Source organism: Cupriavidus sp. FW305-27 (genome assembly GCF_058787995.1).
On record NZ_JBYTAG010000004.1, the window covers coordinates 56,611 to 83,452 of the forward strand.

General features: G+C 69.0%; 27 protein-coding genes. 15 read left to right on the forward strand and 12 right to left on the reverse strand.

Translation table 11 applies throughout. From position 1 onward, the window contains the following. The first annotated feature begins 38 nt into the window (after positions 1–38). Complete coding sequence (locus tag AC3WRI_RS03010; protein WP_011617376.1) at positions 39–974, forward strand: LysR family transcriptional regulator; 936 nt, start codon at positions 39–41, stop codon at positions 972–974. Between the two features lie 131 nt (positions 975–1,105). On the opposite strand, the gene AC3WRI_RS03015 is transcribed toward AC3WRI_RS03010, so the two are convergent. The 3 genes from AC3WRI_RS03015 to AC3WRI_RS03025 form a co-directional block, all read right to left on the reverse strand. Further along, entirely contained in the window at positions 1,106–1,276 is a 171-nt protein-coding gene (locus AC3WRI_RS03015; RefSeq protein ID WP_010810157.1) for a hypothetical protein, read from the reverse strand. A 153-nt stretch (positions 1,277–1,429) separates the two neighbouring features. After that, entirely contained in the window at positions 1,430–2,785 is a 1,356-nt protein-coding gene (locus tag AC3WRI_RS03020) for a type II toxin-antitoxin system HipA family toxin (protein WP_058696457.1), read from the reverse strand. Between the two features lie 2 nt (positions 2,786–2,787). Then, positions 2,788–3,039: a helix-turn-helix domain-containing protein gene (locus tag AC3WRI_RS03025; protein WP_011617379.1), complete on the reverse strand. Its 252-nt coding sequence runs from the start codon at positions 3,037–3,039 to the stop codon at positions 2,788–2,790. A 231-nt stretch (positions 3,040–3,270) separates the two neighbouring features. On the opposite strand from AC3WRI_RS03025, the gene AC3WRI_RS03030 reads away from it, so the two are divergent. Beyond that, a complete protein-coding gene (locus AC3WRI_RS03030) occupies positions 3,271–4,218 on the forward strand; it encodes an NAD(P)-dependent oxidoreductase (RefSeq protein ID WP_256333578.1) in 948 nt (315 codons plus the stop codon). 143 nt (positions 4,219–4,361) lie between these two features. Beyond that, on the forward strand, positions 4,362–4,538 hold the full coding sequence (locus tag AC3WRI_RS03035) for a glycine zipper 2TM domain-containing protein (protein WP_010810161.1): 177 nt from the start codon (positions 4,362–4,364) through the stop codon (positions 4,536–4,538). A 71-nt stretch (positions 4,539–4,609) separates the two neighbouring features. Here the strand turns inward: AC3WRI_RS03035 and AC3WRI_RS03040 are convergent, their stop codons facing one another. Next, complete coding sequence (locus tag AC3WRI_RS03040; protein ID WP_439671923.1) at positions 4,610–5,464, reverse strand: glycosyltransferase family 2 protein; 855 nt, start codon at positions 5,462–5,464, stop codon at positions 4,610–4,612. A gap of 55 nt (positions 5,465–5,519) precedes the next feature. Next, positions 5,520–5,780 (reverse strand): phosphopantetheine-binding protein, encoded by a 261-nt coding sequence (locus AC3WRI_RS03045; protein ID WP_010810163.1) that lies wholly within the window; start codon positions 5,778–5,780, stop codon positions 5,520–5,522. 267 nt (positions 5,781–6,047) lie between these two features. Between AC3WRI_RS03045 and AC3WRI_RS03050 the strand changes: the two genes are divergently transcribed. The 9 genes from AC3WRI_RS03050 (at position 6,048) to AC3WRI_RS03090 (ending at position 15,975) form a co-directional block, all read left to right on the forward strand. Next, positions 6,048–6,782 (forward strand): COG4648 family protein, encoded by a 735-nt coding sequence (locus tag AC3WRI_RS03050; protein ID WP_041688134.1) that lies wholly within the window; start codon positions 6,048–6,050, stop codon positions 6,780–6,782. 49 nt (positions 6,783–6,831) lie between these two features. Further along, positions 6,832–8,547, forward strand: a complete 1,716-nt coding sequence (locus AC3WRI_RS03055; RefSeq protein ID WP_439671924.1) for an AMP-binding protein — start codon at positions 6,832–6,834, stop codon at positions 8,545–8,547. Next, positions 8,541–9,515: a lysophospholipid acyltransferase family protein gene (locus tag AC3WRI_RS03060; RefSeq protein ID WP_011617386.1), complete on the forward strand. Its 975-nt coding sequence runs from the start codon at positions 8,541–8,543 to the stop codon at positions 9,513–9,515. The genes AC3WRI_RS03055 and AC3WRI_RS03060 overlap by 7 nt, the downstream gene beginning before the upstream one ends. A gap of 24 nt (positions 9,516–9,539) precedes the next feature. Continuing rightward, positions 9,540–10,139: a LolA-related protein gene (locus AC3WRI_RS03065; protein WP_011617387.1), complete on the forward strand. Its 600-nt coding sequence runs from the start codon at positions 9,540–9,542 to the stop codon at positions 10,137–10,139. 20 nt (positions 10,140–10,159) lie between these two features. Next, entirely contained in the window at positions 10,160–12,559 is a 2,400-nt protein-coding gene (locus AC3WRI_RS03070) for an MMPL family transporter (protein ID WP_136227915.1), read from the forward strand. Continuing rightward, a complete protein-coding gene (locus AC3WRI_RS03075; RefSeq protein WP_492292556.1) occupies positions 12,556–13,404 on the forward strand; it encodes a polysaccharide deacetylase family protein in 849 nt (282 codons plus the stop codon). Before AC3WRI_RS03070 ends, AC3WRI_RS03075 begins: the two co-directional genes overlap by 4 nt. 66 nt (positions 13,405–13,470) lie before the next feature. Then, positions 13,471–14,673 carry a beta-ketoacyl-[acyl-carrier-protein] synthase family protein gene (locus AC3WRI_RS03080; RefSeq protein WP_492292557.1) on the forward strand — a complete coding sequence of 401 codons (1,203 nt, stop codon included), beginning with the start codon at positions 13,471–13,473 and terminating at the stop codon, positions 14,671–14,673. A gap of 8 nt (positions 14,674–14,681) precedes the next feature. Further along, positions 14,682–15,494: a beta-ketoacyl synthase chain length factor gene (locus AC3WRI_RS03085; protein WP_011617391.1), complete on the forward strand. Its 813-nt coding sequence runs from the start codon at positions 14,682–14,684 to the stop codon at positions 15,492–15,494. Continuing rightward, positions 15,487–15,975 (forward strand): hotdog family protein, encoded by a 489-nt coding sequence (locus AC3WRI_RS03090; protein WP_010810172.1) that lies wholly within the window; start codon positions 15,487–15,489, stop codon positions 15,973–15,975. The genes AC3WRI_RS03085 and AC3WRI_RS03090 overlap by 8 nt, the downstream gene beginning before the upstream one ends. Positions 15,976–15,981: 6 nt before the next feature. On the opposite strand, the gene fahA is transcribed toward AC3WRI_RS03090, so the two are convergent. The 3 genes from fahA to AC3WRI_RS03105 form a co-directional block, all read right to left on the reverse strand. Beyond that, positions 15,982–17,244 (reverse strand): fumarylacetoacetase, encoded by a 1,263-nt coding sequence (gene fahA / locus AC3WRI_RS03095; protein WP_010810173.1) that lies wholly within the window; start codon positions 17,242–17,244, stop codon positions 15,982–15,984. Positions 17,245–17,381: 137 nt separating this feature from the next. Further along, the gene (hmgA, locus tag AC3WRI_RS03100) at positions 17,382–18,701 is read right to left on the reverse strand and encodes a homogentisate 1,2-dioxygenase (RefSeq protein ID WP_011617392.1); all 1,320 of its coding nucleotides are present in this window, start codon (positions 18,699–18,701) and stop codon (positions 17,382–17,384) included. A gap of 507 nt (positions 18,702–19,208) precedes the next feature. Next, positions 19,209–19,595 (reverse strand): helix-turn-helix domain-containing protein, encoded by a 387-nt coding sequence (locus AC3WRI_RS03105; protein ID WP_011617393.1) that lies wholly within the window; start codon positions 19,593–19,595, stop codon positions 19,209–19,211. Positions 19,596–19,933: 338 nt separating this feature from the next. Between AC3WRI_RS03105 and AC3WRI_RS03110 the strand changes: the two genes are divergently transcribed. The 3 genes from AC3WRI_RS03110 to AC3WRI_RS03120 all read left to right on the forward strand — a co-directional run bounded on the left by AC3WRI_RS03110 (position 19,934) and on the right by AC3WRI_RS03120 (position 22,083). Further along, positions 19,934–20,539 (forward strand): TetR/AcrR family transcriptional regulator, encoded by a 606-nt coding sequence (locus tag AC3WRI_RS03110; RefSeq protein WP_041688140.1) that lies wholly within the window; start codon positions 19,934–19,936, stop codon positions 20,537–20,539. A 171-nt stretch (positions 20,540–20,710) separates the two neighbouring features. Beyond that, positions 20,711–21,736: an alpha/beta fold hydrolase gene (locus AC3WRI_RS03115; protein WP_011617395.1), complete on the forward strand. Its 1,026-nt coding sequence runs from the start codon at positions 20,711–20,713 to the stop codon at positions 21,734–21,736. 14 nt (positions 21,737–21,750) lie between these two features. Then, positions 21,751–22,083: a DUF2917 domain-containing protein gene (locus AC3WRI_RS03120; protein ID WP_011617396.1), complete on the forward strand. Its 333-nt coding sequence runs from the start codon at positions 21,751–21,753 to the stop codon at positions 22,081–22,083. Positions 22,084–22,211: 128 nt separating this feature from the next. Here the strand turns inward: AC3WRI_RS03120 and AC3WRI_RS03125 are convergent, their stop codons facing one another. The 4 genes from AC3WRI_RS03125 to AC3WRI_RS03140 all read right to left on the reverse strand — a co-directional run bounded on the left by AC3WRI_RS03125 (position 22,212) and on the right by AC3WRI_RS03140 (position 26,766). Beyond that, complete coding sequence (locus AC3WRI_RS03125; RefSeq protein WP_011617397.1) at positions 22,212–22,553, reverse strand: DUF3325 domain-containing protein; 342 nt, start codon at positions 22,551–22,553, stop codon at positions 22,212–22,214. Continuing rightward, positions 22,537–24,168, reverse strand: a complete 1,632-nt coding sequence (locus tag AC3WRI_RS03130; RefSeq protein WP_011617398.1) for a PepSY-associated TM helix domain-containing protein — start codon at positions 24,166–24,168, stop codon at positions 22,537–22,539. Before AC3WRI_RS03130 ends, AC3WRI_RS03125 begins: the two co-directional genes overlap by 17 nt. Then, positions 24,165–24,488 carry a hypothetical protein gene (locus tag AC3WRI_RS03135; RefSeq protein WP_010810181.1) on the reverse strand — a complete coding sequence of 108 codons (324 nt, stop codon included), beginning with the start codon at positions 24,486–24,488 and terminating at the stop codon, positions 24,165–24,167. Before AC3WRI_RS03135 ends, AC3WRI_RS03130 begins: the two co-directional genes overlap by 4 nt. 70 nt (positions 24,489–24,558) lie before the next feature. Further along, positions 24,559–26,766 carry a TonB-dependent siderophore receptor gene (locus tag AC3WRI_RS03140; protein WP_492292558.1) on the reverse strand — a complete coding sequence of 736 codons (2,208 nt, stop codon included), beginning with the start codon at positions 26,764–26,766 and terminating at the stop codon, positions 24,559–24,561. Positions 26,767–26,842: the final 76 nt, after the last annotated feature.

The window sequence follows — 26,842 nt, forward strand, 5'->3', positions numbered from 1 at the left end:
TGATTCGGCCGGCGGACGCCGCCGGCCCGCTGCCGCAGATGAAAATCAACCTGTCGATGCGCGACATCGAAACCACGCTGGTGCTTGGCCGCACGCTCAACTTCCGCCAGGCCGCCAGCCAGCTGCACGTGTCGCAATCCGCCCTGTCCACGCAGATCCTGCGCATCGAGGAATCCCTCGGCGTGCGCCTGTTCGACCGCACCACCCGGAACGTGCGCCTGACCGCGGCCGGCCAGGTCTTCATGCAGCAGGCCGCGCTGCTGCAGGCGGCGTTCCGCGGCGCCATCGACGCCGTGACCGGCATTGCCAGCGCCGAGCGCGGCCAGGTGGCGGTGGCGGCGCTGCCCTCGCTGGCGGCGCGCATGCTGCCGCGCGTGCTGATGGCCTACCACCAGGCGCGCCCGGAAGTGGCGCTGAAGGTATTCGATACCCTCTCCGGCCCGGCCTTCGACCTGGTGCGCGCCGGCGACGTGGATTTCGCGCTGACCGCGGCCGATCCGCAACAGGCTGACCTGCAGTATGAGCCGCTGCTGTCGGACCGCTTCGTGCTGCTGATCCCGTCGGCGCACCCGCTCGCGCGCAGCCCCGGGCCGCTGCGCTGGGCCGATACCGCCAGCGCGCCCCATGTGTCGATGACGCACCCGAGCAGCGTGCGCCAGTACGCGGAATGGGCCTTCCTGCAGAACCGCATCCGCTTCCAGCCGGTATTCGAGGCCGAGCGCCTGGCCACCATCGCGGCCATGGTCGAATGCGGCTTCGGCGTGGCCGCGCTGCCAGAGATCGCGGCCGGCACGGTGCGCCAGCCCGGCATTGTCGAGCGCCTGCTGACGGCGCCGGTGACCGAGCGCTCGATCGGGCTGGTGACCTCGCGCAACCGCAGCCTGTCGCCGGCGGCTGCCGAACTGGCGGCGGCGGTGCGCGCGCAGCTGGCGAGTCCGCCCGTCCAGGATACGGTGGACACGACGGCCCGGTGAACTAGTAGATGCTGGCTGGCCATGGCGCGCAGGCGACGCCGGCCTGGTTCCAAGCCAACCTGGTGCGCCCGCCGCTGCGCGGCGTCACGAAAAACAAGGGCGGGCCCGGCACGGCGCCAGGCCCGCAACCCTCAGGAGGGATCCTTGGTACGGGTACGCGAGACCGCCGCCATGATGCCGATGCCAAGCACGATCAGGCAGGCAATACCGATATACACGGGCGCGAGGCCAGCGGTTTCCATGCCCCAGGCAACGCCGGCAACCAGGACCAACAGGCCGATAATGTATAGCGCGAATGACATGAGTCGGCTCCTTGCGGTGGTGCAACCTGGCTTCAATGTAGGCAGGGCGCGAGGCGCAAGGGATAGGACAAGGGCGGAAGCTGGCGTAGGCGGGTTCTGACCTTGTGGTGTTGTGCGCGGCGGTCAGCTCCGGCGGCAAAGCCTCTCCAGGGCTCACCCCTCCACCTGCGCCGGCATCTCTGCCAGCCGCTGCACCGATGCCCGCAGACCCTCCAGTATCGTGTCCGCCACCTTCTGCGGAAAACCCGCGGGCAGTGCTGCGCCGACCTCGGCGATCACCGCCGGGGTCCGCGCGATGATGCGCCCGATCAGCGCCTCGGCATCGGCACCCAGGAAACAGCGCGGTGCCATCGCATTGAAATGGCGGCGCTGGATATCGCGCAGGCCGTAGTGCCGGCTGCGGCCGGCGACCGCCATGGCCAGCTTGGCCTTGTGCCAGGAGAACTGGTTGGCGCCCTGGCCCACCACCGGCCAGATCGACATCACGTCGTACAGCGGCGTCATGCGGTAGCGCCCGCCGGCCAGCAGGCGGATGCTGAAGTTCTTGGCGTGCCCGTCCGGTGCCGCCAGCAGCCAGAACAGCAACTGCGCGGCCAGCAGCGTCTGCAGATCATCGGCCTGGGCCACTGAGTTGCGCAGCACCGTGGCGATCTCGATCATGCCGGGCCCGCCATCGGCCTCGTATTTCTGCAGCGGGCTGTGGCCGAACACCTGGCAGAAATCTTCCTGCAGCAGCCGCAGCAGCCAATTGCCTGACGGATGAGGCTGGCGGTCGAAACGCGTGACGCTCAGCACCTTGCGGCGGCCGAACGTCAGCATCTCGCAATCGGCCACCGGCAAGCCATAGGCGGCAAGGATCTTCAGGCACAGCCATTCGTTTTCCACCGACGTGCTCAGGTCGGCCCTGCGGTTTCCCACCAGGCCCAGTGGCAGCTTGAAAATATGTGTGGTCGGGGTGGCACCATGCGGCCGCAGCCATTGGCCGTCATGGCGCAGCAGCGCAGTCTTCTCCTGCGCGCCGGCGATGGAGATGCGGAAGTCGTCGTCGTGCTCATGCCGCCCAAGCGCGGGGGTGGCGACGATATCCTCCAGCCAGCGCTCGATCTGCTCGTCCGATAGCGGTTCGCCTTCGATCCGGTCGATGCCCGCAGGCGCTTCGTCTTCGCCCAGGATCTGCACCGCGCCCACGCAATCGCGGCCGATGGCGGCGAGCAGCTCGAAGGCTTCCACCGAGCCGGTCTGGAAGCGCAGCGCCAACCGGCGCCGGATGGCCTCGCTGTCCGGCAACAGGTTGTCGAAGTAGTTGCGCACGGCATCCCCACGCACCACGCGCCGGTTGCCCAGGCCATACCCGAGCGACAGAGACAGGGGCCGCCCGGCTTCAGAGCGGATCCAGTCCTCGTCGTATTCCAGTTCCATCCCGGTACCGGACGGCTGGCGCCAGGTGCCCACGCGCTGCCCGTTGGCCCAGACCGACAGCGCCGGCGTACGTGACCTGCGTGCCGCCATGATTACCACGCCACGTCGGACACCTCGGCGGCCCCCGTGGCCCGGTCCTGAACCACCAATTCCAGCCCGAGCGCGCCGACCAGCGCCAGCAACTGGTCGACGCTGATGGTGTCGGGGTTCAGCTCCATGTGCGACATCCGGCTCTGGCTGATATTCAGCCGCGCGGCGGCCTCGGTCTGGTTCAGGCCGGCCGCCTTGCGCGCTGCCTGCAGGATCTGGCCAAGCTGCCAGGGAGTGGAGACGATTTGCTTCATCGCGCCGATGGAATACCAATATGATAGGTATTTCTATTTTAGCGACAACATGGGTATTTTTCAAATACCTATCTCATAGGTATTTTTTATTTAACGATGTCATGACTATATGTGCCCGAAGCCGCATTCTGTAGCGCAGCATCGTGCCGGGCTCTGTATCTGTCCCCCGCCCCCGCGCCCCCGTATACTCTGGGGCCGGAGGCGGCCCAGCCGTCCCGCCGGCGGAGGACCCTGGCGTGGCATCACGCAAACGGGGCCGCGCCTCACCGATCCCAAACATACAAGCAACGGAGCAGCAGCATGCGTGTCGCATTTCTCGGACTGGGCGTCATGGGTTTCCACATGGCCGGCCACCTCGCCACCAAGGGGCACGAGGTCACCGTGTACAACCGCACCGCCGCCAAGGCGCAGGCCTGGGTCGGGAAGTTCGGCGGCAAAGCGGCTCCCACGCCGGCACAGGCCGTGCGCGATGCGCAGGTGGTCTGCTCCTGCGTGGGCAATGACGACGACCTGCGCGCGGTGCTGACCGGGCATGACGGCGCCTTCTTCAGCGCGCCCAGCGGCTGCATTTTCGTGGACCACACCACCGCCAGCGCCAACGTGGCGCGCGAACTCCACGCCGCCGCGCGCGAGCACGGCCTGCACTTTGTCGACGGCCCGGTCTCCGGCGGCGAAGTCGGCGCGGAGAAAGGCATCCTGACCATCATGTGCGGTGGCGATGCCGACGCCTATGCGCGCGCCGAACCGGTCATTGCCGCCTACGCACGCGCCGTCACGCGCATCGGCGAATCCGGCGCCGGGCAACTGGCCAAGATGGTCAACCAGATCAGCATCGCCGGGCTGATCCAGGGCCTGTCCGAGGCCATCGCCTTTGGCGAGCGCGCCGGGCTGGACATGCGCCTGGTGCTGGACGTCATCAGCAAGGGCGCGGCCGGCTCATGGCAGCTCGAGAACCGCGGCCCCACCATGATCGACAACAAGTTCGACTTCGGCTTCGCGGTGGACTGGATGCGCAAGGACCTGGGCCTGTGCCTGGACGAGGCGCGCCGCAACGGCGCCGGCCTGCCGGTGACGGCGCTGGTCGACCAATTCTATGCCGACCTGCAGCAGATGGGCTGCGGCCGCGCCGACACTTCTTCGCTGATCAAGCGCCTGCGCCAGCACGCCGGCGACGCCTGACGCCACCGCTGCGCCACCTGCGTCGTCCGATTCCTACAGCGCAATCGGCGTGTCTCGGAGAGGCCCCTGCCCGGCATGGGCCTAAGCTGGACACATGGGGCCGGTTGCCTGCAACTGGCCCGCCAACGATGCAGGAGACCATCATGTGGAAACTCGCAGGTGCACTACTGGTAAGCGCAAGCATGGCGCTGGCCGGCTGTACGGCGGCGGGCGCGGTGGCCGGCGGCGTGGCCGGACACGAGCTGACTGACGGCAGCGCCGCCGGGACCATCGGCGGTGCCGTGGTGGGCGGCGTGATTGGTCACGAACTGGGCAAGTAAGCAAACCCTGGCCCCTGGGCCCAACAAGCAGAAAGGCCGCTTCGCGCGGCCTTTCTGCTTCTTTTGCGGGTTCAGGCTTTCGGCCGGCACGACGCGTCGCCGGCCGCCCGCCGCAGCCGCTGCCACACCAGGACAGGCAGCCGCAGCATTAAGCCGGCCAGCAGCCGCAGGTGCATGCCGGTCAGCAGCAGGTTGTCGCGCAGATAGCGGAAGTGCGACACCCCACCCTCGCGCTGGCCGAAGTAGCGCACCGGGGCGTCGGCATTGATGGGGCGCACGCCGCGCCAGCACAGCCGCACCGCCACTTCCGGGTCGAAGTCGAAGCGGCGCATCCAGCGGCTCTCGCGCATGACGGCGCGCAGCGGCGCGATCGGGTAGACGCGAAAGCCGTACAGGGAATCCCCGATGCCCGCCCATAGCGTCTCGACATCCGCCCAGAAGTTGGACATGCGCCGCCAGTAGACCCGCTCGCGCGGCGCGCTGGCGTCGAAGACGGGCCGGCCCAGCACCATGGCGCCCGGGTTGCGCTGTGATATCGCCATGAATTGCGCAATCAGGTGCGCGGGGTGCTGCCCGTCCGAATCCATCACCAGCACATGCGTGAAACCGGCCGCGGCGGCGGAATCGATGCCATGCAGCACCGCGGTGCCCTTGCCCTGGTTGTGCGGCAGCACCAGGACGCGCAGCCCGGGATCGGTGGCTGCCTGCGCCAGCAGCCACTGGTCGCTGCCATCGGTGCTGCCGTCCACGACCACCCAGACCGGTGTCCAGGCGGCGCGCGCCGCGCGCAGCACCTCATGCAGGCGCACGCCGGGGTTATAGCTGGGGATCAGCACCAGGTGCGTGGCGGACGGCTCGGCGTCACCCATCGGGCAGGCGCTGCCGCCGGCTACCAGTGCGGGCCCGGGCATGGCTTGCTGCGGCATGTCGTGCTCCGGTCCTGGCTTTGGAAAGGGGGGAAGGTTGGGTGCGGCTGCCGAACTAGCGCGTACGGTGTTCCGCCAGATAGTTGGCCAGGCTGCCCAGCGAGGCGAAGATGGTCTTGTTGTCGGGGTTGTCCGAACGCAGTTCGACCCCGTACTTGCGCGACACCAGCAGTGCGATCTCGAGGATATCGATGGAATCCAGCCCGAAGCCTTCGCCATAGAGCGGCGTGGCGGCGTTGATATCCTCCAGCCGTAGCTCGGCAATTTCGAGTTCGTCGATGATCAGGCGGGCAAGTTCGGTTTCGAGTTCGGTCATGTCGCTAGGTGGCTGGAATGCCGCTGCGGCATGGGTCCGGGAAAGGTTGTCCAGGCCGCATGGCAGGGCAACCGATGCTATCAAAAGGGGCAAATCCCAGCCAGTTGAGAGAAGTTTAGTAACAACAAAGGCAGGCCTTTTGGGAATCATCACCACGTCGGGCCGGTCTTTTGGGGTATAAAGCGTTCGCTTCGCGCACCACGCGGCGCCATTTCCGGCAACGCCGTGCACCAAGCGACTTACGCTACACACAATATACCCTCGCAGATGCCATCGAGCCAGCAATTCGACCGCCCCTCCACGCCCGCCGCGCCAGCCACGCCTGTACGGCAGGATGCCGTGCCGGCAGGCCGGCGCCATGGCTGGATTGCAGCGGTGGCCGCCTTTGTCGCCTACGAATCCGCCCTGCACCATGCGGCACACCAGCCAGGTGCCGAAGTCGCCGCGCTGTGGCTCGGGGCGGCGCCGTTCCTGCTGATCGGCTTCCTTGCCTGCCTCCGCACTTGGGGGCGCCTGCCCGCAATGGCCGCCTTGCTGGCCGCCTGCGCCGCCCTGTGGATCTGGCGCATGCCGTTGGCCGCGCATTTCGGCTGGACCTATTTCCTGCAGCACGCCGGCATCAATGCCGCGCTGGGCGTGATGTTCGCGCTGAGCCTGCGTCCCGGCCGCACGCCACTGTGCACGCAGATCGCGACGGCAATCCATGGCCAGCTGCCCCCCGCGCACCTGCGCTACACGCTGCGCGTGACCCAGGCCTGGACGCTGTTCTTTGCCGCGATGGTAGGTGTATCGACGCTGCTGTTCGTGCTCGCGCCGGTGGCGACCTGGTCCAGCTTCGCCAACCTGGCCACGCCGCTGCTGATCGCGCTGATGTTCGTGGGCGAAGCCGTGTGCCGCCGCGTTGCCTTCCCGGGCATGGCCCACGGCGGCCTGCTGGACGCGGTGCATGGCTATCGCGCAGTCATGGCTGCCCGTGCGGACCGGCCCGGTTTGCCGCGCTGACGCGCCGCAAACCGGCCCCTACACTGGCAACAGGCACAGGCTCAGCCCCATGACCATGCTCCCGATCGTCGCGCATGCCTCGCCCGAAGACATCATCGCCTGGGCGCACGGACGGCCTGTCAGCGTGCGCCAGTTCCTGGCAGATGCGTCCAGCCTGGCCGATGCGCTGCCCGCAGGCGGGCACGTATTCAACGCCTGCACCGACCGCTACCGCTTCACCGTCGGCCTGTGCGCCGCGCTGCTGGCGGGCAAGGCCACCCTGCTGCCGCCATCGCATACGCCGGAGATGGTGCGCCAGCTGGCCGACTTTGCCCCGGACGCCTTCTGCCTGCACGACCAGCCTGACGCGGCATTCGCCATGCCGGCGTTCCACTATCACGACGGCCTGCGCGGCGCGGCCACGGACGGGCCGGTCGAGATCCCGCGGATTGCCGCGACCCAGGTCATGGCGTACGTGTTCACGTCAGGCTCGACCGGCACGCCGGTGCCGCACCGCAAGACCTGGGGCGCGATGGCCCGGTGCGCGCAGGCCGCGGCACAGCGGCTCGGCCTGCTGGACGGGCGTGCCTGGACCGTGGTGGGCACGGTGCCGCCGCAGCATATGTTCGGGCTGGAGGCCACGGTCATGCTGGTGCTGCAGGGCCGCGCGGCCCTGGTGTCGGCCCCGGCCTTCTATCCTGCCGACGTGCACGATGCCCTCGCCTCGGTGCCGGCCCCGCGTGCGCTGGTCAGCTCGCCCGTGCACCTGCGCACGCTGGTGCAGTCGGGCATGGCAATGCCGCCGGCAGACCTGGTGCTGTGCGCGACCGCCCCGCTTGGCCGCCAGCTGGCGGGCGAGACCGAGACCCTGTTCGGCGCTCCGCTATGCGAGATCTACGGTAGCACCGAGACCGGCCAGATCGCCACGCGCCGCACCGCGCAGGCTGATGCCTGGACACTGGTGCCGGGCGTGCGGCTGCAGGCACGCCAGGGCGCCGGCGGCGCCGAGACCTGGGCCGAAGGCGGCCATATCGAGCAGCCGGTGCCGCTGGGCGACGCCATCGCGCCGCTGGATGCCGGCCACTTCCTGCTCCATGGCCGCAAGGCCGACATGCTGAATATCGCCGGCAAGCGCACCTCGCTGGCTTACCTGAACCACCAGCTCACGGCCATCGACGGCGTGCGCGACGGCGCGTTCTTCATGCCCGATGATGCGCACGAAGGCGACACGCATGGCCACGTGGTGCGGCTGGTGGCCGTGGCAGTGGCGCCAGGCGTCGCCCCGGCGCAGCTGCAGCAGGCGCTGCGCGCGCGCATCGACCCGGCCTTCCTGCCACGCCCGCTGCTCTTTGCCGACAGCCTGCCGCGCAATGCGGCCGGCAAGCTGCCGCGCGAGGCCCTGGCGGCGCTGGTCGCAAGGCTTGCCGGGGCGCACCACGGCGATAGCGCGGCAAGGCCCGGCTTTGTCATCGACGCCGATCACCCGGCCATCGCCGGCCACTTTCCCGGCCATCCGATCGTGCCGGGGGTGGTACTGCTGGACCACGCGGTGCTGGCACTCGGCATTGCAATGGGCCGCCGCCTTGCCGTCACCGAGGCCGGCACCATCAAGTTCCTGAGCCCGGTGACCCCGGGCGAGCGCGTTGAGATCCTCCACCAGGCCGACGCAGCGGCCGATGGCGGCGTGAGTATCCGCTTCACGCTGCGCAGCGCCGGACGCGACGTCGCCAGCGGCACGCTGCAGGTGCGCGGTGCCGCGACGCACGCGGGGGCATCGGCATGCTGAGCTGGCTGTGGAGGCGGCAGCCGCCGCTGGAATCCGAATGGTCGCGCCGCCAGGAGCGCGGCAGCATCACGCTGCTGCGCGTCATGACGTGGATCTCGCTGGCACTCGGCCGCCCCGTCGGGCGCGTGGTGCTGCGGGGAATTGCGGCGTACTTCATGCTGTTCGCGCCGGCGGCACGCCATGCCTCGCGCGCCTACATGGGCCGCGCCCTCGGGCGCGATGCCAACTGGATCGATGGCTACCGGCATGTGTTCACCTTCGCCTCGACCATCCATGACCGCATCTACCTGCTCAACGGCCGCTTCGACCTGTTCGATATCCGCCTGCACGGAGAGGAACAGCTGGAAGCCGCGATGGCGCGCGGCCGCGGCGCAATCCTGCTGGGTGCGCACCTGGGCAGCTTCGAGGTGGTGCGCGCGCTCGGGCGGCGGCACCCGGACATGGAAGTCGCGATCACCATGTACGAGGAAAACGCGCACAAGCTCAATGACGTGCTGACGTCGATCAACCCGGCGATGCGCCAGGACGTGATCGCGCTGGGCCGCTTCGACACCATGCTGCGGGTGCGCGACTACCTTGACCGCGGCTACATGATCGGCATGCTGGCCGACCGCACGCTGTCGCAACGCGCCACCGACCCGGTGCAGCAGTGCAGCTTCCTCGGCACGCCGACCGGCCTTCCGACCGGCCCGCTACGCATGGCGGCGATGCTGCGCCGGCCGGTGTTCTTCATCACCGGCCTGTACCGCGGCGGCAACCGCTACGATGTGCACTTCGTGCCGCTGGCCGACTTCACCGAAACCGCACGCGGCCAGCGCGAGGCAGCCGTGCAAACCGCGCTGGCCGAATACGTGCGCCTGCTGGAACAATTCTGCCGCAGCGCCCCGTACAACTGGTTCAACTTCTACGATTTCTGGCACGCCGGCCCGCCGCTGTCTGAACAGCCGCCGCCGGGCAACGAGCCATGACCCGCGAGCCCTGAGCAGCCCCTGATGCCCCTTTCCAGACGCCCTTTCCGCTTCCTGCTGTCGATGCTGCTGGCCGGCGCCATGCTTGCGCTGGCCACGCCGTCCGGCGCCGCCACATTTGGCGTCGACCAGCTGATGTCCACCCTGGCGCAGCGCAAGTCTGGGCGCGTGCTGTTCACCGAGACCAAGTACCTGGCGATAGTCGACAAGCCGGTGCAGTCGTCCGGCGAGCTGCTGTTCACGGCGCCCGACCACCTGGAGAAGCGCACACTGTCGCCCAAGGCCGAGAACATGGTGCTCGACGGCGACATGCTGACGGTCGAGCGCGACGGCAAGCGCTACACCATGCCGCTGCAGAACTACCCCGAGCTGGCTGCCTTTATCGAAAGCATCCGCGGCACGCTGGCAGGCAACCGCCAGACGCTTGAGCGCTACTACAAGCTCGGCCTGGAAGGCCGTGCCAGCCGCTGGACGCTGACACTGACTCCGGCGGACTCGCGCATGGCCGCGGTGGTCAGCCAGGTGCGCATCGACGGCAGCCAGGATGCGCTTGACCGCGTCGAGATCCGGCAGGCCGACGGCGACCGCTCGGTGATGAAGATCCGACCTGCCGGCCGCCCATGAGCGCAGCGCCGCCCGCAACGATGCGCCCAGCGATGCGCCGGCTCGCGCTGGCACTGTGGATCTTCGCCATGCTCGCCTGCGCGGCTGTGATCAGCCGCACCACCTTCACGGCCGACCTCTCGGCCTTCCTGCCGCGCCTGCCCAGCGCCGAGCAGCAATTGCTGGTGAACCAGCTGCGCGACGGGCTGGTATCGCGCCTGGTCCTGGTCGGGATCGAAGGCGGCGATGCCGATGGCCGCGCCGCGGTGTCGCGTGCCATGGCGGCACAGCTGCGCGGCGACCCCCGCTTCACGGCGATCCAGAACGGCGAGCCGGTCAACCAGGATGCAGACCGCCAATACGTGTTTGCGCACCGCTACCTGCTCAGCCCCGCGGTCACGCCCGAGCGCTTCAGTGAACGCGGCCTGGCGCAGGCGCTGAATGAATCGTTCGAGCTGCTGGCCTCGTCCGCCGGGCTCTTCACCAAGTCGCTGCTGCCGCGCGATCCCACCGGCGAAGTGGCCGCGATGCTGGCACAGCTGGATGCCGGGCAGCGCGTGCCCATGCACGCCGGCGCCTGGGCGTCGCGCGACGGCAAGCGCGCGGTGCTGCTGGCGCAGACCGCCGCCGCGGGGTCTGACACGGATGCGCAGGCACAAGCCATCGGGGCCGTGCGCGAGGCGTTTGCCAAGGCTGCGATCGCTGGCAAGTACCAGCTGGCGATGACCGGGCCGGGCGTGTTCTCCGTCAATGCACGCGACACCATCCGCCATGATGTGGAGCGCCTGTCGACCATCGGCGTGGCCATCATCGTCACGCTGCTGCTGCTGGTCTACCGCTCGGTGCCGCTGCTGGTGCTGGGGCTGGTGCCGGTACTGAGCGGCGCGCTGGCGGGCATTGCCGCGGTCAGCCTGGGCTTCGGCGGCTCGGTGCACGGACTGACGCTGGGCTTCGGCACCACGCTGATCGGCGAGGCGGTCGACTATTCGATCTACCTGTTCGTGCAGTCCGCGCAGTACACGCGCGACGGCCGGCGCGACGAGCGCGCCTGGCTGGGCGGCTTCTGGCCGACGGTGCGCCTGGGCGTGCTGACCTCGGTCTGCGGCTTTGCCTCGCTGCTGCTGTCGGGCTTTCCGGGGCTGGCGCAGCTGGGGCTGTATTCGATTGCCGGGCTGGCGACCGCGGCGCTGGTGACGCGCTTCGTGCTGCCGCAGCTGGTGCCGGCCACGCTGCACCTGCGCGACGTGGCGCCGCTGGGCCGCCGGCTGCAGTGGCTGGCGGCGCGCGCGCACCGGCTGCGCTGGCTGGTGCTCGTGCTGGTGGTGGCAGCCGCCACGGTGCTGGCCATGCACCGCGGCACGCTGTGGGGCCGCGAGCTGCAGGCGCTGAGCCCGGTGTCGGCCAGCGACCAGGCCCTCGATACCAGGTTGCGCGAGGATCTTGGCGCGCCCGACGTGCGCTACCTGGTGGTGCTGTCCGGGCCGGACCAGGAATCCGTGCTGCAGGGCGCGGAGCGCGTGGCCCGTGAACTGGACCCGCTGGTGGCACAGAATTTCATCGGCGGCTACGAGAGCCCGGCGCGCTACCTGCCCAGCGCGGCGACCCAGCGCGAGCGCCAGGCCAGCCTGCCGCCGCCCGACGAGCTGGCGCAGCGCCTGGGCGCCGCCATCGCCACGCAGCCGGTGCGCGCGTCACTGTTCGCGCCTTTCCTGGCGCAGGCCGAGGCCGCGCGCACCGGTGCGCTGCTGCGGCGCGAGGACTTGCGCGGCACCTCCATGGCGCTGGCTGTCGATGCGTTGCTGGCGCAGCGCGACGGGCGCTGGAGCGCCACGCTGCCGCTGCGCGCACCGGCCCAACAAAGCACCGGCGCGGCCGACGGCGTCGACACCGGCGCGGTGCGGGCCGCGGTGGCGCGGGCCGGCGTTCCCGACACGCTGTTCGTCGACCTCAAGGGCGAATCCGACCGCCTCTACACCGGCTACCTGCGCGAGGCCTTGCTGCTGTCGCTGGCCGGCCTGCTGGCGATCATCGTGCTGCTGGCCGTGGCGCTGCGCTCGGCACGGCGCGTCGTGGCCACGGTGCTGCCGCTGGCCGCGGCGGCGCTGGTGGTGCTGGGCGGGCTGGCAGCGCTCGGCCAGCCGCTGACGCTGCTGCACCTGGTGGGCCTGCTGCTGCTGATGGCCGTGGGCTCCAATTACGCGCTATTCTTCAACGGCCCCGCTGCAGGCAGCCAGGTGGCGGGCGCTTCACCGCATACGCTGGTGTCGCTGCTGCTGGCCAACCTGACCACGGTGGCCGCCTTCGGCCTGCTGGCGCTGTCGAGCCTGCCGCTGCTCAAGGCCTTCGGCCTGACAGTAGGTCCAGGGGCCGTGCTGGCCCTGTGGTTTTCGGCGATCCTGGCGCGCCCCGCGGCGCCAGACACAGCCAAGAGTGCAACATGAATTCGTATCCCGCACCGCGCGTAGCCTTGCGCGGCACCTCTTACAGCCGCCCCTGGCGCCCCACCCCGCTGCTTTACGGCGCCGCCGCCGTGCACCTGGGTGCCGCCGGCGCAATGCTGGCGCACCCTGAGGCCATCGGCATGGCGCTGGCCGGCGTTGGTGCCGCCCATGCGGCAATGTGCGCCGCCGGCCTGTGGCCGCGCAGCCACTGGCTTGGCCCCAACGTGCTGCGCCTGCCGCCCTCTGCCGATGATTGCGTGGCACTGACATTCGACGACGGCCCCAACCCGGCGTTGACGCCGCGCGTGCTCGACATGCTGGACCAGCACGGCGCGCGCGCGACCTTCTTCTGCGTCGGCGCGCGCGCCGCGGCGCATCCGGAACTGGTGCGCGAGATCGTCGGCCGCGGCCACACCGTGGAGAACCACAGCATGTACCACCGGCTGCACTTCTCGGTGTTCGGTCCCGGGCGCATGCTGCGCGACATCGGTGCCGCGCAGCAGGTGCTGACCGACCTCACCGGCCAGGCGCCGCGCTTCTTCCGCGCGCCCGCGGGGCTGCGCAATCCCTTCCTTGAGCCGGTGCTGTGCCGGCTCGGGCTTCAGCTTGCGGCCTGGACCCGGCGCGGCTTCGATACCCGCTGCGGCGACCACGCGGGGCGCGTGGCGCAGCGCCTCACCGGCAAGCTCGCCGGGCGCGACATCCTGCTGCTGCACGACGGCAATCCCGGCACCGATGCCGCCGGCAATGCACATTGCACCACCGTGCTGCCGGGCCTGCTCGCTGCCATTGAACGCGCCGGCCTGCGCTGCGTCACGCTGCGCGCGGCCGTGCCGACAGCCTGAGTGAGCGGCGGCTTGTTACAATTGGCACAGCCTTCCGAGATTCCTTCCATTCGTTCCCCCTAAGCCGTGTCCCCGCTCCTGTTCTCGCATTTCACGGCCACCAGCTGCCTTGGCGCCGGTGTAGACGCCACCCTGTCGGCACTGCGTGCGCAGCGCGGCGGCCTGGCGCCCTGCCGCTTCGGCGGTGTCGAGCTCGATACCTTCGTCGGCGAAGTCCCCGGCCTGGACACCGTGGCACTGCCGCCCGCACTGGCCGAATTCGACTGCCGCAACAACCGGCTGGCGCAACTGGCGCTGGAGCAGGACGGCTTTGCCGCGCGCGTGCGCGAAGCGGCGGCGCGCTACGGCGCCCACCGGGTCGGCGTCTTCCTGGGCACCAGCACCGCGGGCGTGCTGCAGACGGAACTGGCCTATCGCCAGCGCGATCCTGCCAGCGGCGCGCTGCCGCCGGGCTTCCATTACGCCACCACCCACAACCCCTACTCGCTGCCCGCCTTCCTGCGCCAATACCTGGGACTGACCGGTCCCGCGGCTGCGGTGTCCTCGGCCTGTTCATCCGGCGCCAAGGTGTTCAGTTCGGCACGGCGCATGCTGGAGGCAGGGCTGATCGATGTGGCTGTGGTCGGCGGCGTCGATTCGCTGTGCCACACCACGCTGTACGGCTTCAATTCGCTGGAGCTGTTGTCCGACCAGCCGTGCCGGCCCTATGACGTGGCGCGCAACGGCATCTCGATCGGCGAGGGCGCGGCATTCGGCCTGCTCGAGCGCGTGGCCGGCAGCGCGCAAGGCGATGCCATCCTGCTGGCCGGGATCGGCGAATCCAGCGATGCGCACCATATGTCGACCCCGCACCCCGACGGGCTGGGCGCGCGCCTGGCACTAGAGCAGGCACTGGCCAGCGCGGGGGTCGCGCCGGCGCAGGTCGGCTACGTCAACCTGCATGGCACCGCCACGCGCAGCAACGACGCGGCCGAGGCCATGGCCATGGCCTCGGTGCTGCCCGGCACGCCGTGCAGCTCAACCAAGGGCGCCACCGGGCATGCGCTGGGTGCCGCCGGCGCGCTCGAAGCCGTCATTTGCGCGCTGGCGCTGCGCCACGGCCTGATGCCCGGCGGCATCAACACCACGCAGGTGGATCCGGCGCTGGACGTGAACTACCAGCTCGCCAACCGCGAGGCACCGCTGCGCTATGCGATGACCAATGCCTTCGGCTTCGGCGGATCCAACTGCAGCCTGCTGTTCGCCCGCGCGGACGCGGCTTCCCACTGAGCATCGCCATGCCGCAGCACGTGTATATCGAAAGCATCGGCCTGCTCGGCCCCGGCCTGACCGGCTGGCAGCAGGCCGCCGAAGTCCTTGCCGGCCGCGTGCCATACGCGCACGCGCCCACCGAACTGCCGCCACCCGCGGGCCTGCCGCCGGCCGAGCGTCGCCGCACCGGCCCGACCGTACGGCTGGCGCTTGGTGTCGGCCAGCAGGCCGTCGCCGCCAGCGACTGCGAAGCCGCGCAGCTGCCGACGATCTTTGCCTCGTCCAGCAGCGACGGCTTCAACTTCCATGCGATCTGCGAAGCGCTGGCCGAGCCCGAGCCGCTGATGTCGCCCACGCGCTTCCACAACTCCGTGCACAACGCCACCGCCGGCTACTGGTCGATCGCCGCGGGCGCGATGCGCACCTCCAATGTGCTGTGCGCCATGGATGGCAGTGGCAGCGCGGGCTTGCTCGAATGCGTGCTGCAGGCCGCCGCCGATGCCGAACCCTGCCTGCTGATCGCCTATGACACCGGCTACCCCGAGCCGCTGCATAGCCACCGCCCGATCCCCGATCCCTTCGGCGTGGCCCTGCTGGTCACGCCGCGGCAGAGCGCGCGTTCGCTCGCGCGCGTCGGCGTGGCGCTGAAGCAGGCGCCAGCCACGGTGATGCCGGACGCCGCGCTGGAAGCACTGCGCACGTCGGCACCGGCCGCACGCATGCTGCCGCTGCTGGCGGCCATCGCCCGCGGCGAGGCCACCACCGTGGTGCTCGATTATCTGGATACGCTGCAGCTTGCGGCCGAGGTGGAAAGCCTCGGCGGCCAGGCGGATGGCTGAGCTGCTGAAAGACCGCGACTGGATCGCGGCACGCATTCCGCACCAGGGCACGATGTGCCTGCTCGACGGCGTGCTGGCCTGGGATCCGGCATCGGTTCGCTGCACGTCAGCCACGCATACGCGCGCGGACAACCCGCTGCGCGCGCACGGCCGGCTGGCCGCGCTCAGCGGCATTGAATACGCGGCACAGGCCATGGCCGTGCACGGCGCATTGCTGGCGGAAGCGGAATCAGGAATGGGCGCACAGCGCCCGCGCTCGGGCTACCTGGCCAGCGTGCGCAAGCTGGTGCTCCATGTGGAGCGGCTCGACGATATCGACGCGCCGCTGCAGGTCGAGGCACAGCGCATCAGCGGTGAAGGCAGCAGCGTGCTGTATGCCTTCACCGTCAGCGCCAAGGGCCAGGCACTGCTGTCAGGCCGCGCGGCGGTCATCCTGGATGCCGCCGCAGTCGGCCAAAGCGCCGACCGCGGCGCCGGCTGAAGCGCTTCAGCGCGCCGGCAGGATCTTGCCCGACACCGCGCCGAAGCCGACGCGATAGCCTTCGCCCTGGCAGTAGCCGGTCATGATCACGTCGTCGCCATCCTCCAGGAAGGCTCGGCGGCTGCCGTCGGCCAGCGTCACCGGCTCGGCGCCGTTGCGGGTCATTTCCAGCAGGCTGCCGTAGGAGTCCGGCGTGGTGCCGCTGATCGTGCCCGAGCCCATCAGGTCGCCCACGCGCACATTGCAGCCCGACACCGTGTGGTGGGCCAGCTGCTGTGCCATGGTCCAGTACATCGCCTTGAAGTTGGTGCGGCAGATGGTGCTGGGTGCCGCTGCGCCCTGCGGCTGCAGCGCGACTTCCAGCGCGATGTCGTAGGCATTCTTGTCCTGCTGCTGCAGGTACGGCAGCGGCTGCGGCGATTGCTCGGGGTTGTCGCGGCGGAACGGCTCGAGCGCTTCCATCGTCACCACCCACGGCGAGATCGAGGTGCCGAAGCCCTTGCTGTTGAACGGCCCCAGCGGCACGTATTCCCACTGCTGGATATCGCGCGCGCTCCAGTCATTGAGCAGCACCATGCCGAACATATGCGCCGGCGCATCGGCGGTGCTGACGGGCTCGCCCAGCGCCGATTCCTTGCCGACGATAAAGCCCATCTCCAGTTCAAAGTCCAGCTTGCGGCAGGCGCTGAAGATCGGGCGTGCCTCGTTCGGCAGCTTGATCTGGCCGTTGGGACGATGCAGCGGCGTGCCGCTCACCACCACCGAGCTGGCACGGCCGTTGTAGCCGATCGGGATTTCCAGCCAGTTCGGCAGCAGCGCATTGTCCGGGTCGCGGAACATGCGGCCGACGTTGGTGGCGTGCTCCCTGGACGAATAGAAGTCCGTGTAGCCCGGGATCTCCACCGGCAGGTGCAGCGTCGCGGCCGACATCGGCACCAGTGCCTGGTCGCGCAGGGCGGCGTTGTCGCGCAGCGCGGCGTCATCACCAGACAGCAGCGCGCCCAGGCGCTTGCGGGTTTCGCTCCACACCGGCTTGCCCAAAGCGATAAAGCGGTTCAGGCTGCTTGCGGCAAACGTGCCTTTGGCAGCGGCCGGCAGCAGGCCGGCCTCATCCAGCGCGGCGAGGTCCAGCACCTGGTCGCCGATGGCAACGCCGACGCGCGGGGCCTGGCCCTTGGTCGAAAACACGCCATACGGCAGGTTCTGCAGCGGGAAGTGGGACTGGCCGTCGTTGGCGGAAGCGATCCAGCTGGTCTTGGGGGCGGTCATTGGGATACTCCGAAAATTTGGTGGCACTTGTCGCGTGCGGTGACGCATCATGCTCGACGAGCGCCGGCTCTCTCCGCCCGGCCCCTCTCCCGCTTGCGCGAGGGGAGAAAGCCGGGCGGGCGGCCAGGCGCGCGAGATCAGCGGGTGTTCGGGTTGAAGTGTTTCTTCAGGCCCTGCCAGCACGTGTAGTAGTCCTGCTGCAGCGAGGCCGACTGCGCGGCATACGGCGTCGGGCGGATCACGCCCGGGGTCTCGAACATGAAGGCCATGGTGTCCTCGATGCGGTGCGGCTTCGAGGTATCGGCGGCGCTGGCCTTCTCGAAGGTTTCCGCATCCGGGCCGTGGCCGCTCATGCAGTTGTGCAGGCTGGCGCCGCCCGGGGCAAAGCCTTCGGCCTTGGCGTCGTAGACGCCGGTGATCAGGCCCATGAACTCGCTGGCGATATTGCGGTGGAACCAGGGCGGGCGGAACGAGTCCTGCATCGCCAGCCAGCGCGGCCCGAAGATGACGAAGTCGATGGTGTCCACGCCCGGCGTGGCCGACGGCGACTGCAGCACCAGGAAGATCGACGGATCCGGGTGGTCGAAGCTGATCGAACCGATGGTATTGAAGCGGCGCAGGTCGTACTTGTACGGGGTGTAGTTGCCATGCCAGGCCACCACGTCCAGCGGCGAGTGGCCGATCCCGGCGCGCCACAGGTTGCCCTGGAACTTGGCCACCAGCTCGAAATCACCCTCGCGGTCTTCATAGCTGGCAACCGGCGACAGGAAGTCGCGCGGGTTGGCCAGGCCGTTGGAGCCGATCACGCCCAGGTCGGGCAGCTGGAACAAGGCGCCGTAGTTCTCGCAGATATAGCCGCGCGCCTCGCCGTCGGGCAGCTCCACGCGGAAGCGCACGCCGCGCGGGATCACCACGATCTCCTGCGGCTCCACTTCCAGCCGGCCAAGCTCGGTCACCATCAGCAGGCGGCCCTGCTGCGGCACGATCAGCATCTCGCCGTCGGCGTTGTAGAAGAACCGGTCCTGCATCGACTGGTTGGCCAGGTACAGGTGGATGCCGCAGCCGGTCATGGCCTCGGGGCCGCCATTGCCGGCCATGGTGACGATGCCGTCGACAAAGTCGGTCGGCACCGACGGCATTGCCGGCGGGCTCCAGCGCATCTGGTTGGGCGACGGCGGCACCTGGTCGAAACGGCTCAGGAAACGCGACTGCTCGATCTGCGTGAACGGCGTATGCATCGCGGCCGGGCGAATGCGGTACAGCCACGAGCGCCGGTTGTGCGCGCGCGGCGCGGTGAAGGCCGTGCCGGACAGCTGCTCGGCGTACAGGCCGTAGGGCGCGCACTGCGGCGAGTTCCTTCCTACAGGCAGCGCACCGGGCAGCGCCTCGGTGGCGAATTCATTGGCGAAGCCGGACATATAGCCGTGCTCGGCGAGCTGGGTGTGCGTGAGTGTCATGGTGTCGTCAGCGTTCCTGGGTCTCAGTCCATCTGGCGCTGCGCTGGCGCCTGGCGGCCTCTGCTGGGAGTGCCTGCCGGTCCGTATTCAGTCTGTGCGCGGTGCACGGAGCATGAATTACGTAATGCGTAATGAATTTACCATATCGTAATAGCCAACTTCGGACGTGTCAAACGGCACCGCTGACGCATGCGTCGAACGCCGCTTGCATTGCAGTTGTAGGTGGGAAACGGGAACAGCGGGAAAAAGCAGGAAGCGCCGGGATGCGCGCGTCGACGCCTGCGCGGCGGCAGTTGCTCACGCAGCGGGAAAAACCAGGAAATGCGGGAAAGCGCCGAAGCAGGCAGCCAGGCCTGCGGCGTCATCCACGCCAGGCGTCGCGAACGGCGCTCAGGACGGTAGCAACCGGCGCAGTGCGGAAAGCCCCGCGCCGGTTGTCATGGGTGGCCTGGAGGCCAGCTTCCAGTGCCGGCGCGTTGCGAACGCGGCCGGCCAGGCAGCGGCCAGTCAGACCGGCTTGTGGCCCTCTCCGGTCCCGGAGCCGAAACCGCCTCCGGAAGCCGGTGCCGCAGCCGGCGCGGCCGTGCTTCCGGCGGCCGGCTGGCCTGCCATGGAAGCTGCCGTCACGCCGCCATTGCGGCTGGCAATAAATGCGTTGACGTCTGCAGCAAGATGCTGCGGGGCCAGCACGACTTCCAGGCCCAGCGCCTCGCAGGCGGCCAGGAACGTCGACATGCGGGGATCGGCCTGACCCGACTCCGCCCGCAGGTAGGCTTCCCGGGAAATCCCCGCTTTACGGGCGACGTCCTCCTGCTTGAGCTTGCGCGCGCGACGCAACGCCCGCAGTTGCCGGAACGGTTCGCTAGCGCCTCTTGGCACGGCTGTACTGTTCATGTCGGTCTCCAGTCACCAGTGAAAAAAAGTGCGCGGACGTGCATTCGAGTATAGAGCACGCAAAGCGTTCCGTATGTAACCGCAGAAACACTTTGTGCAGATTTCTTAGAAGTCCGCAATCCCGCCCTGACATCGGCCGGTTGGCGAACATCAAAGAGCCGGATCGTGCACAACAACGCTGCACCGCCCAGTCTCTAACGGGCCTTGGCGGTTTGCGTTGACGTCACATGCATATCCATATGACGTTATGGCCTCCCGGACACAAGTGCGCAAGTCGGGGCAAATACCATGCATCTGGTTTCGTTGACAAACCGACCGGTCGTGCTATTCTCCACACCATGCAGAAAGGACAACTCACCCGCAACGCCATCGTCGAACAGGCACTGGACACCGCTGCCAAGGTCGGCTTCGAACAATTGTCGCTGGCCACGCTGGCCGCGGACACCAATATGTCGAAGAGCGGCCTGTATGCGCACTTCAAGTCCAAGGAGGTGTTGCAGCAGGCAGTGCTGGACCTGGCCGTTGAGCGCTTCGGCGAGATCGTGATCCGGCCGGCGATGCGCCAGCCGCGCGGCATGCCACGACTGCAGGGGCTGTTCGAAGGCTACCTGGAATGGCTGGGCGGCACGGTGACGCAGGGACGTTGCCTGTTCACGGCGCTGGGCCAGGAATACCGCGACCGGCCGGGCTCGATCCGCGACCTGGTGGTGCAGTCGCTGAAGGATTGGCACAGCACGGTTGCGCGCGTGGTGGGCGACGCCATCGATGAGGGCCATTTCGGGCCGGATACCGACCCACGGCAATTTGCTTTCGAACTCTCGGGTATCGGCATGGCCTTCCAGCAATCGTTCAAGCTGCTCGGCCGCGACGATGCCGAGACCATGGCGCGGCGCGCATTTGCGGCCCTGGTGGCCCGTGCCGCCGAGGGTGCTCGCGGCCACTGATCCACACATTGGCGCCGGCGCAATCCCGCCGGCAGGCAGCAACCGCTCCGGCGGACTTTTTTTGTACCGAAAAAAGCACGACTGGTCGGTCGTAACAACAGCACGGAAAGCCGCCGGCGGGGCCGGTGCCGATGATGCCGTGCCATCCAGAATCCATTGGAGGTGCAGGTCGTGACGCAAGCAGTCTCTTCTCCTTCCCCGGTTTCCTCATCCCGCACCGCCGCGCCCTTGCCCGCGCGCGCCGGCGATGCGCCGCTGCGCCCCGGCAAGTCCGGCGCGGTGGAGCGGGCCTTGCAGGGCTGGCAGCGGTTGCGCTGGCTGGCGGGCAGCGTGGTCAGGCCCGGCGCGACAGCGCGGGCGCTGGAGCACATCTGGTTCAAGCCGCCGCGCGCCGCCGCCACATCGGCAGCACGGCGCCTGCTGGACAGTGCGCGCGCCGACTGGGCGCTGGTGACGGGCCAGGGCCCGAGCCGGCGCGTGCGCGTCTATCGCTGGGGCAGGTCCGGCCCCGTGGTACTGCTCGCGCACGGCTGGGGCGGACATGCCGGCCAGTGGCATGCGGTTGTCGATGGCCTGCTGGCCGCCGGCATGCGCGTGGTGGCCTTCGATGCGCTCTCGCACGGCGCCTCCGATGCCGGCGCACGCGGCGCGGCGCAGACCTCGGTGCTGGAAATGTCGCGCTCGCTGCTCGCCGCGGCCTGGCACGCGGGGCCGGTGCACGCCGTGGTGGCGCACTCGCTCGGCGGCGCGGCCACCGCGCTGGCGCTGCGTGAGGGCCTGCCCGCCCGCGCCGCCGTACTGGTCGGATCGCCGGCCGACATGCACGCCGCGTGTGCGTCGCTGGCCTGGCAAATGGGCTTCACGCCCGGCGTGCTGGCACGCATGCAGCGCCAGAGCGAGCGCTGGCTGGGACTGCCATGGTCGGCCTTCAACGTGCCCGACGTCGGCCGCACCCGGCCGGTCCCGCCAACGCTGGTGATCCATGACCGCGACGACAAGGAAGTGCGCTGGGAAGACGGTGCCGCCATCGCCGGCGCCTGGCCCGGCGCGCAACTGGTCACGACCAGCGGCCTGGGGCATCGCCGCATCCTGCAGGATCCCGGCGTGATCCGGCACATCGCCGATTTCATCCGGCCCGGCACAGCCCCCGCGCGCGCGGCAATCCCGCCAGCGTTGCACGGGCTGGCCGTCGACTGAGCCTGGAGACCATCATGTTCCTGGTGAGCAATGACATGACCGCCACCCTGCCCGCACGCAGTTCGCTGCGGCTGGCGGCGGGCCCCGGCGAACACGTCGCCGTGCGCTGCACGGAAGGCGAACTCTGGCTGATCCGCGACGGAGACCCGAAGGATACGGCGCTGACGGCGAGCGAGAGCTTTACGTTGTCCGACAGCGGCCATATCGAGCTGTATGCCGTCACCACGGCATCGCTGCACGTAACGCGCTGCCGGCAAGGCGCCGGGCCGGCGGCGAGCGCCTGGCGGCAATGGCTGCGGCGCTTGCTGGCGCCGCCTGGGCGCGGCTTTACCGGCGCAGGCCGATGATGCGCGGGGCTGGGGGCGCCCCCTGGCTCTGCCAGCCCTGACGCGGATGCGTGGTCGTGGTCGGGTGCAACTTATGGCGGTTAATTGCGTTTTTCTATAAAAAGCGCGTCCCTTGCGGGGCACGTGTCTCAGATACGCAAGACAGCCATCAGCCCGCGTGCGATCGCCTGCAGCCAGCCACGCCGCCAGGTCAGCGTGAACGACACCGCCAACGCTCCCGCCATCATCGCCAGCGCCCACAGCAGCACGCCAAAGCCGGTGCGGTTGCCCGCCTGCGCGGCCACGGCGCCAAGCGCCACCAGCGCCCAGGCCGCGCAGCGCAGCCGCCGCCGGCCACTGGCGGGCAGGTCCGCGCCCTGCCCCGACAACTCGGTCCAGTGCCGCTCCGTGGCGCAGGCAAACAGCACGAAAGCGCTGTACGCGCACAGCGCCAGGCCCAGCAGCAGCAAGTGTTCAAGCGTGATTGGCACGGTCCATCTCCTCTAGCGCCTGGCTGCTGGCAGCAGCGGTCCGGGCCTGGCGTGCCGCGTCGACGCGCCGCAGCCGTCGCGCCGACGCCAGCGCCAGCCCACCTGTCAGCAGCAGCACGATGTCGACGCCGGCCAGGGCAAGGTGGCCGCGCGTCAGCGCCAGCGGCAACCAGTCGCCGGTGCTCAGGCCGTTGAGCACCGGCGCCGCCAGCGCCAGCGCGGCAATCGCCAGGCATTGCTGGCGCCATGGCACCAGCGTGCGGCTGCCCGGACGCATCGCCACCCGCGCATGGATCGCGGTGGTCAGCCAGACCAGGAAGAACAGCCCGGCCTCGATAAACTCGCGCGACGGCAGCGTCATCGGCAGCAGCCGGTTGGCCACCATCATCGCCAGCGTGGCGATGACCAGGCCCGTGGTGGTACCCGCGGTGACCGCGGCCGCCAGCCGCACGCCCTTTTCGCCGTGGCGCGCATGGCGCTTGTCGAGCCAGTACAACTGCCCGGTAGCGATCAGCACGCACCCCGCCAGCCCGGCCAGGAAATACAGCCAGCGCAGCGGCCAGTGATCGAACGCGATGAAGTGCATGCCGGTCAGGAAGCGCTGCGTGGTCGCAGCGGGCTGCAACGGCACGTGATGCAGCAACGCACCGGTGGCGCCGTCGAAGTAGGCGGCGTCGTCGGCCAGGCTGACGCGGTCGCCCACCGAGCGGCTCACCTTGACCACGGCGTTGGCATCGCCGGGGTTCCACACCCGGATCGCGGCCGGCGCCGCCCCGCCCCAGCGCGCGCGCGCGGTCTCGACCATCGGCCCCAGCGCGGCCATCGGTGCCGCCACCCCGGCGGGCGGGCGCGAGTAGCCGGACAAGGCCTGGTCGTAGAAGGTGTTCGGCTGCTGGTACAACGCGCTGATGCCGGCCGGCATCAGGATCATGTAGACAATGCAGACCCCGGAGAACGTAATCACCGCATGGAACGGCAGCGCCAGCACGCCGGTCAGGTTGTGCAGGTCCAGCAGGCTGCGCTGCAGCTGCTTGCGCGGCCGGAACGTAAAGAAGTCGCGGAAGATGCGGACGTGGATGATCACCCCCGACACGATCGCCGCCAGCATCGCCATCGCCGCCAGGCCCACCAGCCAGTAGCCGATGTTCCAGGCGCGCAGGTGCAGGTTGTAGTGCAGCGGATAGAAGAACGACGACGCGCCCAAGGTGCCCACGTCAGGCAGCAGCTCGCCGCTGCGCGGATCGGCCAGGCGGATCTGCCCGCCCGCGGCGGCATAGCGCACGCGCGCGATCATCACCGGGGTGCGCTGCTCGGGCAGCGTGACCGCCCATTCGCGCAGCGGCTTGCCGCTCGCCAGCGCCGCCACGGCGCGCGGCACCACGGTGTCGATGTCGATCGTGGGCGGCGCTGCGTCCAGGCGCGTGGCCGGCATCATCCAGCGGTCGACCTCGCGGTCGAACACCGCCACCGAGCCCATGAAGAACGCCACCATCAGCACACCGCCGAGCAGTACGCCAATCCAGGTGTGCGCCCAGGTCATGGCCTGGCGCAGGCCGCCGGCATGTGCATCGGCCTTCTGTGCGCGGGCCTTGTTATTTCGTGCGGGTCGCGTCACGCCAGCTTCTCCCCCAGCCACCACGCCACGCCGGCGCCGATGGCCGCGCCGGCCGCCAGCACCAGCCACACGCGCAGCAAGTGCCGCGTCACCAGTGCCCACAGTGACATCATCGGAAACAGGAGGAAGGCCAGCATCGAAAACCAGAGCACGGCCTCGCTGCGGGCCAGGCCCAGGCGCCAACCGAGCGCGGCGCCGCCGGCGGTGATGCCCCAGACAAAGGCATAGCTGCCCGCCAGCGCGGCCAGCGCGCGGGCGGTCATGGCCAGCGCGCGCGGGAAGGCGCGGCGCGATGGCAGGGATGAGGGACTGTCGTTCATTGGAATTCTTCGCAACGCGCGGCCTTCGTGGTGGTGCAATGGCATCGCACCACCACGAAGGCCGCTGCGTTTACATCTTCATGCGCACGGTGAACATGGCCGCGCGCGGCTGGCCCCAGATGTTGCCTTCGCGCGGGTTGTTGATCCGTGAGTAGTAGCTGCGGTCGAACAGGTTGGTCAGGTTCAGGTCCGCCGACACGTGCTTGTTGAAGTCGTAGCCGATCGCGGCATCGAACGTCGCATAGCCGCCGCGGCGCAGCGTGACCGCACCAATCGGCGCGGGGAACAGCGCGGTGTTCTGCACATGGCTGACCGCGGTCATGCCGCCACCGATGCGCCAGCGGTTGAAATCGCCGGGCAGGCGGTACATCGTCCACAGCTTGAACAGGTGCTTGGGGGCAATCGCCGAGAACGGCGTGTTGACCTGGCCGGTGCGGTTCTGCAGGTCCTGCGTGACGTTGAACGTATAGCCGGCGTAGATGGTCCAGCTCGGCGTGATGCGGCCGCTGGCTTCCAGCTCGAAGCCCTGGCTCTTGGTCTCGCCCTGCGACACGAAGAACGGATTGCTCGGATTGGTCGTGTTGATATTGTCGAGCGTGGCGCGACCGGTCTCGCGTACCTCGAACAGTGCCAGCGAGGTGTTCAGCGCGCCCTCGAAAAATTCGCTCTTGACGCCGACCTCGTACTGCTTGCCCTTGATTGGATCGACCAGGTTGCCGCTGGCGGTCAGGTACTCATCCTGCGGCTGGAAGATCTCGGCATAGCTGGCATAGGCCGACCAGTGTTCGGTGAAGTCGTAGATCAGCCCGGCGAACGGCGTGAACTTGGCGTTGATGTCGTCGCCCCGGGTCACGCTGGTGGTCGACGTGTACTGGCGCGCGCTGATGTCCCACCAGCTCAGCCGCCCGCCCAGCACCAGCGTCACCGGATCCGCCAGCGAGAAGCGCGCGTCGCCGTAGACGCCGTACTGCCTGGTCGTGGTGGTGATGCCTGTGCCATTGGGGGTGAAGGTTGGCTTGGCGAAGTCGCTGCGCGGGTTGAAGATGTTCACGACCTGCGAGAACGGCGAAATGGCATACCGGGGGTCGCGCCGTTCCGAATCGGAAAAATTGAAGCCGACCAGCGCCTTGTGCCGGCGCCCGAACAGCGAGAACGGCCCGTTGGCGTAGAGGTCGAAGCTGGTCTGCTCCTGCGTGTAGGTCTGCTTGGCCGCGAACAGCGTGGTCGTGTTCACGCCCGGGATCACCGGCGTATAGGCATAGGCCTGCTCGCGGTTCAGGCGGTTGTTCAGGTAGCGCAGCGCACCCTTGACCTGCCAGCCGCTGTCGAACTTGTGCTCCAGCTCGGCGAAGGCCGAGGTGGTATAGAAGTGGTCGCGGTTCCAGTCCGCGCCCAGGTAAGTCGAGCGCGGCACGTCGAGCAGGCTGGCCTGGCGCGTGACCGGGTTGAAGTAGGCCGGCAGCGTCCACGGCTGGCGGCCTTCCGAATCCTGGTAGCTCGCGCCGACCGTCACCAGCGTGCTGGGCGTGATGTCGTACTCGATCACGCCATAGAGCGCATTGGTGCGCATATTGGTCTTGTCGATGAACGAGTCCTTGTCCTGGAACGCGCCGGTGATGCGCGCGCGCAGCGTGCCGTCGGCATTGAGCGCGCCGCCGGCATCCACCTCGGCGCGGTAGTTGTTCCACGATCCCACCGACAGCGCGCCGCCGATCTGGGTATCTCGCGTCGGGCGCTTGCGCACCAGGTTGATCGCGCCGCCGGTCTTGCCCGCCCCGGCGAGCAGGCCCGACGGCCCCTTGAGCACTTCCACCCGCTCGATCATCGACAGGTCCGGCTGCACGGTGTTGCGCCAGTCATACTTGGTCGGCACGCCGTCCAGCATGAAGGTGTCGATCTCCAGCCCGCGCGAATAATAGATCGAACGCTCCTGGTCACGCTTTTCGACGAACACGCCGGTAGCCTGCATCATCGCGTCTTCCAGCGTGGTCAGGTTCTGCTCGCGGATGCGCTCGGCGTTGACCACGGTGACCGATTGCGGCACCTCGCGCGCGGTCAGCGGCACCTTGCTGCCAGCGGTAGTAGGCGGGTTGACGGGGTTTTCGCGGGCGCCGTTGACTGTCACCGCCGGCAGCGATGGCTCCGGTTGCCGGGCGGGTCTGCCCGCGGGGGCCGGCTGCTCCGCCTGCGTTGCCGACGATGCCGAACCTGTCACGTTTTCCTGTCCGAAAGCCGACGCGCTGACCATCAGGCCAACGGCGGCCGGGATCCAGCGCATGGCGGCGCGGCACTGCACGGACCCATGCCGTGTCGCCCGCGCGCGTTCGGTCGCGCGTCTGTTGCTGTGTTTCATT

What these genes read in the sequence shown, in the direction of transcription:
- AC3WRI_RS03010 (WP_011617376.1), top strand. Translation starts at nt 39, where the DNA reads ATGAAAATCAACCTGTCGATGCGCGACATCGAAACCACGCTGGTGCTT.
- AC3WRI_RS03015 (WP_010810157.1), bottom strand. Translation starts at nt 1,276, where the DNA reads ATGTCATTCGCGCTATACATTATCGGCCTGTTGGTCCTGGTTGCCGGC.
- AC3WRI_RS03020 (WP_058696457.1), bottom strand. Translation starts at nt 2,785, where the DNA reads ATGGCGGCACGCAGGTCACGTACGCCGGCGCTGTCGGTCTGGGCCAAC.
- AC3WRI_RS03025 (WP_011617379.1), bottom strand. Translation starts at nt 3,039, where the DNA reads ATGAAGCAAATCGTCTCCACTCCCTGGCAGCTTGGCCAGATCCTGCAG.
- AC3WRI_RS03035 (WP_010810161.1), top strand. Translation starts at nt 4,362, where the DNA reads ATGTGGAAACTCGCAGGTGCACTACTGGTAAGCGCAAGCATGGCGCTG.
- AC3WRI_RS03040 (WP_439671923.1), bottom strand. Translation starts at nt 5,464, where the DNA reads ATGCCGCAGCAAGCCATGCCCGGGCCCGCACTGGTAGCCGGCGGCAGC.
- AC3WRI_RS03045 (WP_010810163.1), bottom strand. Translation starts at nt 5,780, where the DNA reads ATGACCGAACTCGAAACCGAACTTGCCCGCCTGATCATCGACGAACTC.
- AC3WRI_RS03050 (WP_041688134.1), top strand. Translation starts at nt 6,048, where the DNA reads ATGCCATCGAGCCAGCAATTCGACCGCCCCTCCACGCCCGCCGCGCCA.
- AC3WRI_RS03055 (WP_439671924.1), top strand. Translation starts at nt 6,832, where the DNA reads ATGACCATGCTCCCGATCGTCGCGCATGCCTCGCCCGAAGACATCATC.
- AC3WRI_RS03060 (WP_011617386.1), top strand. Translation starts at nt 8,541, where the DNA reads ATGCTGAGCTGGCTGTGGAGGCGGCAGCCGCCGCTGGAATCCGAATGG.
- AC3WRI_RS03065 (WP_011617387.1), top strand. Translation starts at nt 9,540, where the DNA reads ATGCCCCTTTCCAGACGCCCTTTCCGCTTCCTGCTGTCGATGCTGCTG.
- AC3WRI_RS03070 (WP_136227915.1), top strand. Translation starts at nt 10,160, where the DNA reads ATGCGCCCAGCGATGCGCCGGCTCGCGCTGGCACTGTGGATCTTCGCC.
- AC3WRI_RS03075 (WP_492292556.1), top strand. Translation starts at nt 12,556, where the DNA reads ATGAATTCGTATCCCGCACCGCGCGTAGCCTTGCGCGGCACCTCTTAC.
- AC3WRI_RS03085 (WP_011617391.1), top strand. Translation starts at nt 14,682, where the DNA reads ATGCCGCAGCACGTGTATATCGAAAGCATCGGCCTGCTCGGCCCCGGC.
- AC3WRI_RS03090 (WP_010810172.1), top strand. Translation starts at nt 15,487, where the DNA reads ATGGCTGAGCTGCTGAAAGACCGCGACTGGATCGCGGCACGCATTCCG.
- fahA (WP_010810173.1), bottom strand. Translation starts at nt 17,244, where the DNA reads ATGACCGCCCCCAAGACCAGCTGGATCGCTTCCGCCAACGACGGCCAG.
- hmgA (WP_011617392.1), bottom strand. Translation starts at nt 18,701, where the DNA reads ATGACACTCACGCACACCCAGCTCGCCGAGCACGGCTATATGTCCGGC.
- AC3WRI_RS03105 (WP_011617393.1), bottom strand. Translation starts at nt 19,595, where the DNA reads ATGAACAGTACAGCCGTGCCAAGAGGCGCTAGCGAACCGTTCCGGCAA.
- AC3WRI_RS03110 (WP_041688140.1), top strand. Translation starts at nt 19,934, where the DNA reads ATGCAGAAAGGACAACTCACCCGCAACGCCATCGTCGAACAGGCACTG.
- AC3WRI_RS03120 (WP_011617396.1), top strand. Translation starts at nt 21,751, where the DNA reads ATGTTCCTGGTGAGCAATGACATGACCGCCACCCTGCCCGCACGCAGT.
- AC3WRI_RS03135 (WP_010810181.1), bottom strand. Translation starts at nt 24,488, where the DNA reads ATGAACGACAGTCCCTCATCCCTGCCATCGCGCCGCGCCTTCCCGCGC.
- AC3WRI_RS03140 (WP_492292558.1), bottom strand. Translation starts at nt 26,766, where the DNA reads ATGCGCTGGATCCCGGCCGCCGTTGGCCTGATGGTCAGCGCGTCGGCT.